Raw genomic sequence first — 11,643 nt, forward strand, 5'->3', positions numbered from 1 at the left:
AGACAATAAGATTAATAAACAATATATTGCTACTAAAATTAAAAGGGGTGAATCAATTTATATGAAATGGGAATATAAAACACTTACCGTTGATCATTTTCTAAGTTCGGACAGCAGCTTAACAATAGAAGAGCAATTAAATAATTATGGGAAAGATGGATGGGAGTTTGTAGGAACTTTAGAAAAGCCATATACCACATTGGGCAATACAAAGTTGGACAGTAATTCAATGATATTTAAAAAATCTGTTTCAGAGTAATGAGCTATACATAAGGTTTAATTATTAGAATAATAAATTTTACCTACATGATAAATAAAAATCTAATAAAAGATAGGAAAAAAATTACTATAGGGAAGCTTTCTTATAGTAATTTTTTATATTTAAAAATCCTACAAAAAACCATTTAATAAATTGTATATTTATATTAAATATTTGGAAGAGTAATCAATATTTTGTATAATATAATAAATAAATAGTTATAGAAAATCATAAAGAAGCATTAAGTTTTTAGGATACTTTAAGATTTATACCACATATTCAAATTGATGAAATTAAATACTTCAGTAGGGAGCATACAGGCAAATAGGTGGAATATAATTCAATAAATAGAACAAAAATTGATACCAATAAAAGATAAAAATATTTGAGAGAAGGGGGTATTATGGATGGAGTAATCCTTGTTTTTATATCTATAGTAACATTTTTGATAACAGCTATGTGTGCAGAGGAGTTTTTTAAGACAAAATCTTCAACTAATATGGTATTAATGGGGATAGAATTTACTTTAGCATCCATAGCTTTTTTTCTAATTAGAAGTAATTCACATGGTGATAGCGATTTTATAGTATTGTTATTAGGAACTGTATTCTTAACTGAAGGTTTATCGATAAGTATTTATGGCTTTTTTAGAAAGTAGAAGTGTTGATATTGAAAATAGTGCTTTTGGATTATATTCAAGAGAGGGATTTAAAAAGGTAGCAATTTTAGACACTTCCTAGACAATGAAATTGGATTTATTGGATTAATTAATTTAAGTTTATATTTAAAGCAATATCAGGTTAAAAATAATACACTTATATGGTATACTAAAGATTGGTACAAATATATGATATAATTATAATTTAATAATTGAAGTATAAGGAGGGGGTATTGTGGTAAGAGATTTTATGAAATATTATAAACCACATAAAAAACTATTTATTGTAGATTTAATTTGTGCTTTTTTTGTAGCTATTTGTGATTTGTTTTATCCTATGATAACAAGAAACATAATAAATGATTATGTTCCCAATAGAAAGTTAAATTTTCTTATTATATGGAGTGTAGTTTTACTTATAATATATTTGGTGAAAAAGGGACTAAATTATTTCCTTCAATATTGGGGACATGTAGTCGGAGTTAGAATGCAAGCAGATATGAGAAGAGATATTTTTAAACATCTTCAAAAATTGCCTTTTAAGTTTTTTGATGAAAACAAAACAGGAATTATAATGTCTAGAATAGTTAATGATTTAATGGACATTTCAGAGCTTGCCCATCATGGACCAGAGGATTTATTTATATCAATTGTTATGCTTATAGGTTCATTTATAGTTTTATGTACAATAAATATTCCATTAACTATAATTACTTTTGCTTTTATACCAGTATTAGTGATGTTTGCAATAAAGAAAAGAATTAAAATGGATGAGGCTTTTACGGAAACTAGAGTAAAAATAGGAGAGGTAAATGCGTCTCTTGAAAACTCAATCGCAGGAACAAGAGTATCCAGAGCTTTTGTTAGTACAGATTATGAAGTAGAGAAGTTTGAAAAAGATAATAATAACTTTAGAGTAGCTAGGGAATATGCATATAAAGCTATGGCAGAGTTTTTCTCAGGAATGAATTTCATAGTGGATTTTTTAAATTTAGCTGTATTGTCTTTAGGAGGATATTTTACATACCTAGGTAAGATTAATTTAGGAGATTATGTTGCATATCTACTATATATAAGTATGTTTATGAATCCTATAAAAAAACTTATTAACTTTGTTGAGCAACTACAATCAGGAATGACTGGATTTAAAAGATTTTGTGAAATTATGAATGAGGGAGTAGAGGAAGATTCTCCTGGAGCAATAGAAATAAATGATGTAAAAGGTGATATTGCATTTAATAATGTAAGCTTTAAGTATGATGATGAAGAAGGAAGAGTGCTAAATGGTATTAATCTTAATATAAAGTCAGGAAAAACTATAGCCTTAGTAGGGCCATCTGGTGGAGGAAAAACTACTTTATGTAACCTGATTCCAAGATTTTATGAGGTTGATTCAGGAAAGATTACTATAGATGGTACAGACATATCCGCTGTAACAAGAGAATCTTTGAGAAAACATATAGGAATAGTTCAGCAGGATGTATTTTTATTTACTGGTACTATCTTAGAAAATATTCTTTATGGAGATCCAGATGCCACAGAGGATGAGATAGTACAAGCGGCTAAAAGAGCTAATATTCATGATTATATAATGAGTTTACCAGAAGGATATGACACTTATATAGGAGAAAAGGGATTAAAATTATCCGGTGGTCAAAAACAAAGATTATCTATAGCAAGAGTCTTCTTAAAAAATCCTAAAATATTAATACTAGATGAAGCAACTTCTGCATTAGATAATGCTACAGAATTAATGATTCAAAATTCTTTAGAGGAATTAGCAAAGGGAAGAACTACATTAATAGTTGCCCATAGACTTTCAACAATAAAAAATGCAGATGAAATAATAGTATTAACTCCAGAAGGAATAAAGGAAAAAGGAAGTCATGAAAAGCTAATAAATCAAGAAGGAATATATGCATCTTTGTATAATGCGGTTTAAATTAAATATATATTTGTAGAATATAAAAGAGCTAAGTATGTAGTAAAAAAGCGACTTTTTCTGGAGCGGCTTTATTATATGCTTAGCTCTATGATTTTGATAACTAATTATATTTTGTAAAACTTAAGGGAGATGAGATATATAGTGGGAGGAGCGCCTTTTTTGAAGTGACATCACTAGGTATCTCATCTCCATCTTTTGGATAACTTAATTATTTTGTAGAACCTATAAATGTGAAAACGACTTAGGAGTGTAGTAAATAAAAAATGCTATATAACGCTAATTATGCCGATTCACTGCAATAAGAACTTCTTAAATTTAATATTCAGCAATGTTTGTAACAATATTCAGTTTTCGTATTTTACTAATTGGACCAATAATTGATACGTAGGTTGCTAGTATTACTAAAAAAATTATAATTATTAATTCATGAATAGGAACTGCCCAAGATAGTCCCCACCTTGCAGTTATAGATTTCATAAAAATTAATCTGTGTAATGGTAATCCTATCATACATCCTACAATGCATCCGCAAATAGTATAAGTGGCAGCTTCAGCAGTAATCATTCTTTTAAGCTGCTCTGTACTCATACCAATTGCTCGCATGTAGCCATATTCTTTCATTTTTGCTGAAATGCTCATATTCATGCTGTTGATGATGTTGAATACAGTTATAGATGCAATGCACACAAGGAATCCATAAATAAAAACAGAAAAAGAAAATCTTGCCGCTCTGACTTCTTGATTATTGCTACGTAAATCTGAAAAAATGTAATCCTTGGCTAAATTTTGAATAGCTGTTATATCTTCTTTAGTGGCATTTTTATTAATCTGAATATCAATAATGGTATAGCCAGGCTTACCTATAATCTTCTTGAAGGTATCCTCATTACAGATCACTGTCTGCTCGCCATTTTGTCTATCAAAAGGACTGGTAGCTAATATTCCTGCTATATTAACTGTACTAGTTCCATGTGACGTAGAAATTTTAATTTTATCACCGACTTTCCAAGGTAAATCCTGTGAATAAGCAACTAATACATTTCCACTCCCTTCCTCAACTGTCTTGATATCTCCATCTACAAGTTGATCTTCGGCCCATTTAAATTGATTCTTTTCATAGGAAACAAGGTTAATCATTCCTTTAGATTGGTTGACAGTAACAGGAATATTATAAGAAAAGGCTCGACCATAGGCTCGTTTAACACCAGGAATACTCATAGCCTTATTTAGCATTTCATTTGGAATAGATTGTGTATTATCTTTACTAATTATAGACAAATCTGGAGACCAAGGCTTTCCCGGTTTAATAGCCTGATTCATGAAATCAATTCCAACACTAAAGCACAGAAATAAAACAATGCTTATAGAAAAGGATCCTACCATCAAAAACAAATTCTTTTTTCTTATATAAGCATGATACATGCCTATAGCAATATCAACTTTTTTATTTTTTATATTTACAGGCTTTTTATATATTTGATTATTTGATTGATTAATTTCTCCATTAATTGCGCTTAAAGGAGATACTCTGGATGCTTTTTTACTAGGAGAAAAGGATGCTAGTATAACAGATAAGAATCCTACACTTGTGCCTGATATCAAACTAATTAAGCTTACGTTAAACACAGGCATTTCACTAAAATACGCTGGATTTACATTCCTTAAAAAAGCACTTAATATCCAAACAGTTACCGTTCCTGATAATAAACCAATTGGAATAGCTTTAAAACTAAATCTCAAACCTTCATAAAGTACATATCTTTTCACTTGAGATTTAGATGCTCCTATGCATCTCAGCAATCCAAAAAATCTAATTCTCTTCATAACTATTGTATTAAAAGAACTTGATATCATTAAAATTGCGGCGATTAAAATCAATATAAAAAGAATAAAAGCTATGACGTATAGTTGAGCTATATAACTATCATTGCTTTGCCCTAAAGCCGCCATCAGATATTTATTTTGTTGTATTTTGTCCTTTTCAATAGATAATTTATTAGAAATATCAACAATAGTATTTTGCATATTTTTATGAGGTTTAAATTGAAGATAAAATCTATTTGGATAACTGCTTTCAGGGAAATTATTCATCAGACCTTCAGGAGTTAAAATAGAACCATATCCATCATTTTTAAGCAAAATGGATGAATCGTTACAAAATCCTGAAATTTTAAATGTGATTACTTTCTTATCAGGAGTATCAATTGTTATCTCATCACCAATAGCTAATTTAAGGCGATCTTTTGCTGAAATGTTAATTAACATTTCATTTGGTTCAGTAGGATAGCTTCCTTCCTGAACTTGTACGTCCATTTGCTTGGCCATTTCTTTATCAACTCCATTGAGATACATTGTTTTTCCCTTTAAAGTATAACCACCACTTTCATCAATAATAAAAATCCACCCTCCATAAGCAGTTTCTGGACGTGCAGAAATTAACTTTGCCTGCTCATTTGTTATATCTTTGAACATAACATGCCAATTACCATATTGATTAATCATGCTAATTTTTTGAGTTTTTATCTCCATTTCTGCCATACCAAAAATAGTTGTTACAAGAAACACAGCAATTATAATACTGACCAATGTCATTTTATTTTCTTTTTTATGAACTTTATTATATTCTTTCACCAGATCTAGATAGTGTGTCATTTTAGAACACCTCCAAGATCTGAAAGTTCACCATCCGTTACACAGAGAATGCGATCTGCAGCAGAAGCTATATTAACGTTATGGGTAATCATTAAAATGGTTTGTTGATAGCGTTGTGACATAGATTTTAACAGTGAAATAACATCATTACTGTTTTTAGTGTCAAGATTGCCCGTAGGCTCATCGGCTAAAATAAGCATTGGATTTTCAATTAACGCTCTCCCAATTGCTACTCTTTGTTGCTGTCCACCAGAAAGCTGATTAGGCATATGATTCCTTCTATCTTTTAAACCTAAAATCTCTAATATTTCTTCTACAAATTGCTGATCCGGCTTTTTATAGTCTAATAGTAGTGGAAAAATAATATTCTGTTCCACATTCAATTCAGGAATTAAATTAAAAGCTTGAAAAACAAATCCTATATTTCTACGCCTAAATACAGTTAATTTCTTCTCATTCATAGAAAATATGTCTCTTCCATCAATAATTACTTTTCCTGAAGTTGGTGTATCTAATCCACCAATTTCATTTAATAAAGTACTTTTACCTGATCCAGATTCCCCAACAATTGCAACAAATTCTCCCTTTGCAACCTTGAATGAAACGTTCTTTAAAGCTTGGACTTTATTTTCGCCACTTCCATATACTTTACTTAAATTTTTTACTTCTAATATATCCATTCTTCATTCCACCTTCCTTTATTGGTAGAATAACAAATTATCCTTACTCTCAAGTGTATCTAATCTTACTTATTTGTAAGCTTAATGAATGTAAGAGTGAATTCTGTTCCTACATTTAATTTACTGTTAACCGTTATAATGCCTCCATTAGCTTCTATAATAGATTTAGCCAATGATAATCCAAGTCCAGCGCCATCACGATTTTTTGAATATTTACTTCTATAAAAACGCTTAAATATATTAGGTATATCTTCTGGATGTATTCCTTTGCCATTATCTACAATCTTTATTTCTATGAAAATAGGGGTTTCTCTACAACTAACACTTATAGTATTTTCTACTGTCGTATGATCTAGTGCATTTTTAATTATGTTTCCAATTGCTTCAATCATCCAGTCACGGTCACATGTTAACGAAATAGTAATATCACCATTATAGGAAATTTTCTTATGCTCATTTTCAGCTCGTGTTTCAAGAGGTTCAATTGCATCTTGAATAATATATAAAACATTATCTTTTCTTTTTTCCAAATGTATAATTCCAGTCTCTAATTTTGCCATTTTTAATAAATTTAATACCAATAATTCCATTCGCTCTATAGAATTATTGGATTTCGCAGTAAATTTTTTGATTGTATTAGGATTATCATATTCATCAATTATAATTTCATTATACATTTTTAATGCAGCAATAGGAGTTTTTAATTGATGAGAAATATCCGAGATCATTTCCTTTAAAAATTCTTTCCTTTGTTTTTCTTTTTCAAGATGAGTATACAGCATAGTGGCCATTTCATTAATGGATCCTAAAAACTGCGAAAAAATTCCTTCCTTCTCACTATCTAATCTAACTGAAAAATCACCTTCTATGTACTTATGAATTATATTTGCAGCTGATATAATAGAGTTTTTTTGCATATTTAAATAAGCTATTATTAAAGCTAAAATCATAATAGAGAATATAGTCAAAAAATAAAGCAAATTATGTTTGTTATTTTTATTGAACTCTTTAATACTAGGTAAATATGCATTTTTTATATCAGTTTTATAACCTATAGACTTCAATAACTTTTTTCCATTTTCAATTTGTGCTGAATTTTTTTGAGAAGTAACAACTTTAGCCACATCAGCTGGAGACATGCCTTGTTCCAATAGATATCCCGCTATCTTAGCATCATTATTCAGTATTATCTCTTTCATACTATTCACATTTTGTGATAGGATAAAAAATCCACTACTCCATAAAAAAATAATTAAAATTAAAATACCACTTACTAAAAATCTATTAATCCTATCTCTTATGAAGTCCAATTACTTCACCCCACTAGGTTCATTTTTCCATTTATATCCCATCCTGCGCACTGTTAATAATATTTTAGGATTGGATGGGTTTTTCTCAATCTTCATTCTTAATCTTCTAATATATACAGATAAAGTATTATCATCTATATAGTCACCATTATTATCCCAAAGATAATCAAGTATTTGTTGTCGAGTTAAAATCCTATTTTCATTTTCCATGAGATAACATAATAAACGATATTCAACGGAAGTAACCTCAATTTCTTGTCCATCTTTAAATGCTCTATTCTCTAATAAATTCACTGAAATATTATTGGATTCAAGAATGGTTGGTTTTGATTGAAAAATATTAGAGCGTCTTATTAATGCTTGAATTCGAGAAATAAGTTCATTTAATTTAAAGGGTTTTGTAATATAATCATCTCCGCCAATGTCTAAACCCTTAACAATATTAATCTCCTCATCTAATGCAGTAAGAAAAATAATTGGAACAGTTGAATTTCTTCTAACATTTTTACATATATCATATCCAGTACCATCTGGCAGAGTGATATCTAGAATGAGTAATTCAAACTTATTTTTAGATAATAAATCTAATGCCTCAGCAACGGTTTGTGCAATGTGTAAATTGAATCCAGCCTTTGTCAAAGAATACTCCAGACCATCAATTAAACTTATGTCATCTTCAACAAGCAATATATTTATACATTTTATTTCTATCATTTTACTCCACCTTTTGTATTTTTTATCCTTGAGCTTCTTTGAACTTTGAATAATCATATAACGTTTATAAAATTATAGGTACCTTTAATTTCCACATTTTAAGAAGGCTCTTTTTACCATTTATTATATTTGTTGAAACCAATAACATCAATCCATAATTTTCCTTTGAGCGATCTATTATCTATTTACCTAAAAATCTATTATCTATATTAAATGCATAGGGCGCATTACATAGCATTTTTAGGTTTTGCACAATGAAATTATAAAGATAATTATTTGAGAGAAAAATTGGTTACATATCATGTTAAGGTTCAACGTTTTACAGATAAGTGAGGATTAATGGGAAGAGCAGTAAAACCATTGATTTTAAAGGATTTCTTTAAATTTATCCCAATCGTTTGGTATATTTTCTGTAATATTAAGTTATTTATTATGTTAAGTGTAACATTTTTTACTGTTAACTTTCTCTTTAAACATTTGTAAATTATAAAAGAGCTAAGTATGTAGTAAAATAGCGACTTTTTCGGAGCAGCTTCACTATATGCTTAGCTCTCTATTCATGAAATTAAATTATCTTTGTAGAAATTTATAAATGTGAAACTAATTTATTAAGTTTTCATATATGGCATATATTTATAGTGAAATACAATTTATATATTATACTATGTAATATATATTTGACATTTAGAAATATATAATATACTATATTTATTATAGAAAATAAAATAAAATTTGGAGATGGTTATTTTGATTAAAAAATTAAAAGATGAGCGTATTATAAAAGAAACTAATAAAATTAGTTCACCTCTTTATCTGTTAATACTTATTTTAACAGTCACAGTGGCAGTAACTAAATACATTTTTTTTACACAGGAACTTTCTAATTATATTTTAGAAATAGCAGCTATAACAGTATCTATGGGTTATTTAATTAGTAACTCATTAATTAATGGCATTCCGATTTTTTCTTCAGACGATGAATGTATAAATGAGTTGCAAAATAAATATCGTGCACGTAGCTTTGAAATTTGTTTCTATACTTATGTATTTGGTGAATTTATTGCATTACTGGTACCAGGGCAAGCGCTTGGCATAACAGCTCTTTATATTTTAATATGGATTGTACCAAGTGCTATTTTTACAGTAAAAGCGGTAAAAAGGGGACTACTCATTTGGGGAGGCGAAAATAGAAAGAAAAAAACAATTGTAGACTTTAAGAAGAGAGTTATATTAGGTAGTTTATTTTATGGAACATTTATGAGATGGGAGTATTTATGGGAACAGGGAAAGTTTCAACCAATGGAAATACTAAAAATACTTGGAGCGGCTGCAATGTGGGGTATACCATTTTATTTTACTATGAAACTGATTATATCTAATGGGGAGAAAAAATCTAATAAAGAATTAGAAGAGTAATATAACTATTATAGATAAAAGTTGGTGGTGAATGATATGAAGAATAAAAAGATGAAAATTGCTAGAATCGAATGTGATATGTCTCAAGAGCAGTTAGCCGAAGCTGTTGGTGTTGCTAGGCAAACTATTGGACTAATCGAAGCAGGTAAATATAATCCATCACTTAATTTATGTATTGCAATTTGTAAGGCTTTGAATAAAACTCTAAATGATTTATTTTGGGATGAATAGTAAATAAATAATAATTTAATAGATTTTTCTAAAATACGACAGCATAGAAAGGAGAGAGATTATGAGTAACTATTTTAAAATGACACTTCCAGCACTTATATTTTCTAGTTTAATCTTTTATTTCATTTATAAAAAAGTAAATATAAAAAAGTTAATAGGCAATAAAAATAGTAGAAAAATAGGTGCTATTCTAATTACATTTATATTATATGTGGTAGGTTTAGAAATTATAGATAGTTTTAATACTACAAAAGTATACCATGATTTATTTATGGGATTATTTCTCGGTCCATTTATAAGTATTATGTCATTTGTTTAATAAGTTGATAATAGTAAAAATATATGATACATTGAAACTCCTCCTTAAGATTTTATGCAATGAGATACTTAAATTATCTTTGTAGAAACTCACAATTGAGATATTAATTTATAGTTATAACAAATAAAAAATGCTATATAATGCTTCTTATGCTAATTCACTGCAATAAGAACTTCTAGAATTTATTCTATAAAAATCCCTAATGCTGACAAACTCTCTTCGGTCAAACATGTACAGCATCTTAACGGTATCTTTCTAAAATAAATTAAGAATTTCTAGATTTTGTTCAAATGCATATTTCACATTACATAGCATTTTTTTAAGTTCTACATAATAAAATTGTAAAGATATATTTGTAAAACATAAAGGAACTAAGTATATAATAAGAGGAAAGCCTTTTTGAAGTGACGTTATTATGTACTTAGTTCTCATTTTTGGATACCACAATTATTTTTGTAGAAACTTATAAATGTGAAAATAATTTATCATAATATATATTTGAAAATACGTCTGTAAAACATAAAGGGACTGAGGTATATAGTGGGAGGAGCGCCTTTTTCGAAGCGACGTCACTATGTATCTCAGTCCCTATTTTTTATGCCTAATTATCTTTGTATAAACTCACAATTTATATACAAAATAATTCACAAGGAACTTTGAAAATAAACTATGTCAATCACATAATATTACTTCGAGGTCTTTAGCCATATACTCTTTAATCACATCTTTTGATACTTTAGAGTTTGTAATTAGAGTATCCACTTGACTAGCTTTAGCAAAGCTAGATATGGAATTTTTTCCTACCTTAGAGTAATCCATAAGGGCTATTACTTTTTTTGCTCGAGAAACAAGTAGTTTTTTTAATTCTGCTTCATATATGTTAAATTCAGTAAGGCCTTCATCTAAAGTAAATCCTCTAGCGGAGACAAAGGCCATATCTGCATTGATTTGTTCCACAAGATTTTTTCCAAGAAGTCCTTCTAGGGAATTAGATTTAGGACGAACTACTCCTCCTGTAAGTATTACATTAATATTGGTATTATCCTTTAACTTGTCTGCTATATATAATCCGTTTGTGATTACGGTTAAATTTTTTACATTATCCATATATTTTGATAGGTATAGAGTTGTAGAACTTGCATCTATTATAATACACTGGTTTCCGGTTATAAATTCACTAGCTTTTTTGCATATATTTTCTTTTTCTAATTGATGCTGAGCTTCCCTTGTAGAAAAACTCAAATCTTTCATTGAGCTTTGGGGTAAAACAGCACCACCATGCATTCGCTGAAGAAGACCGTTTTTTTCTAATTTGTTTAGGTCATTTCTTATTGTGCATGGGGAGACACTAAAAAATGATTCTAACTCTTGGGTAGTTACCTTTTTATTTTTATAAAGTATCTCTAATATTTTATTATGTCTTTCAAAAGCAAGCATCTCATCCCCTCTTTTCTTTAAT

Annotated in this window: 11 protein-coding genes; 6 read left to right on the forward strand and 5 right to left on the reverse strand. The window is 28.7% G+C overall.

The window, feature by feature from the left end:
* Positions 1-61 precede the first annotated feature (61 nt).
* From KQI86_RS06135 to KQI86_RS06145, 3 genes are all read left to right on the forward strand, one after another.
* Complete coding sequence (locus KQI86_RS06135) at positions 62-259, forward strand: DUF4177 domain-containing protein (RefSeq protein WP_216438402.1); 198 nt, start codon at positions 62-64, stop codon at positions 257-259.
* Positions 260-662: 403 nt separating this feature from the next.
* Positions 663-917 (forward strand): hypothetical protein, encoded by a 255-nt coding sequence (locus KQI86_RS06140; protein ID WP_216438403.1) that lies wholly within the window; start codon positions 663-665, stop codon positions 915-917.
* Positions 918-1,152: 235 nt separating this feature from the next.
* Positions 1,153-2,859 (forward strand): ABC transporter ATP-binding protein, encoded by a 1,707-nt coding sequence (locus KQI86_RS06145; RefSeq protein ID WP_216438404.1) that lies wholly within the window; start codon positions 1,153-1,155, stop codon positions 2,857-2,859.
* Positions 2,860-3,177: 318 nt separating this feature from the next.
* Here KQI86_RS06145 and KQI86_RS06150 read toward each other — a convergent pair whose 3' ends face one another.
* The 4 genes from KQI86_RS06150 to KQI86_RS06165 form a co-directional block, all read right to left on the reverse strand.
* Positions 3,178-5,514, reverse strand: coding sequence for an ABC transporter permease (locus KQI86_RS06150; RefSeq protein ID WP_216438405.1), 2,337 nt, complete (start codon positions 5,512-5,514; stop codon positions 3,178-3,180).
* A complete protein-coding gene (locus KQI86_RS06155) occupies positions 5,511-6,194 on the reverse strand; it encodes an ABC transporter ATP-binding protein (RefSeq protein WP_216438406.1) in 684 nt (227 codons plus the stop codon). Before KQI86_RS06155 ends, KQI86_RS06150 begins: the two co-directional genes overlap by 4 nt.
* A gap of 65 nt (positions 6,195-6,259) precedes the next feature.
* Entirely contained in the window at positions 6,260-7,504 is a 1,245-nt protein-coding gene (locus tag KQI86_RS06160) for a sensor histidine kinase (RefSeq protein ID WP_216438407.1), read from the reverse strand.
* Positions 7,505-8,218, reverse strand: a complete 714-nt coding sequence (locus KQI86_RS06165) for a response regulator transcription factor (RefSeq protein ID WP_216438408.1) — start codon at positions 8,216-8,218, stop codon at positions 7,505-7,507.
* A gap of 747 nt (positions 8,219-8,965) precedes the next feature.
* On the opposite strand from KQI86_RS06165, the gene KQI86_RS06170 reads away from it, so the two are divergent.
* From KQI86_RS06170 to KQI86_RS06180, 3 genes are all read left to right on the forward strand, one after another.
* Complete coding sequence (locus KQI86_RS06170; RefSeq protein WP_216438409.1) at positions 8,966-9,634, forward strand: DUF6773 family protein; 669 nt, start codon at positions 8,966-8,968, stop codon at positions 9,632-9,634.
* Positions 9,635-9,670: 36 nt separating this feature from the next.
* Positions 9,671-9,865 carry a helix-turn-helix transcriptional regulator gene (locus KQI86_RS06175; RefSeq protein WP_216439513.1) on the forward strand — a complete coding sequence of 65 codons (195 nt, stop codon included), beginning with the start codon at positions 9,671-9,673 and terminating at the stop codon, positions 9,863-9,865.
* 61 nt (positions 9,866-9,926) lie between these two features.
* Positions 9,927-10,184: a hypothetical protein gene (locus tag KQI86_RS06180; RefSeq protein WP_216438410.1), complete on the forward strand. Its 258-nt coding sequence runs from the start codon at positions 9,927-9,929 to the stop codon at positions 10,182-10,184.
* 672 nt (positions 10,185-10,856) lie between these two features.
* On the opposite strand, the gene KQI86_RS06185 is transcribed toward KQI86_RS06180, so the two are convergent.
* A complete protein-coding gene (locus tag KQI86_RS06185) occupies positions 10,857-11,621 on the reverse strand; it encodes a DeoR/GlpR family DNA-binding transcription regulator (RefSeq protein ID WP_216438411.1) in 765 nt (254 codons plus the stop codon).
* Positions 11,622-11,643: the final 22 nt, after the last annotated feature.

It is taken from the genome of Clostridium mobile (assembly GCF_018918285.1).
In the GTDB taxonomy this organism is placed as follows: Bacteria; Bacillota; Clostridia; order Clostridiales; family Clostridiaceae; genus Clostridium_AW; species Clostridium_AW mobile.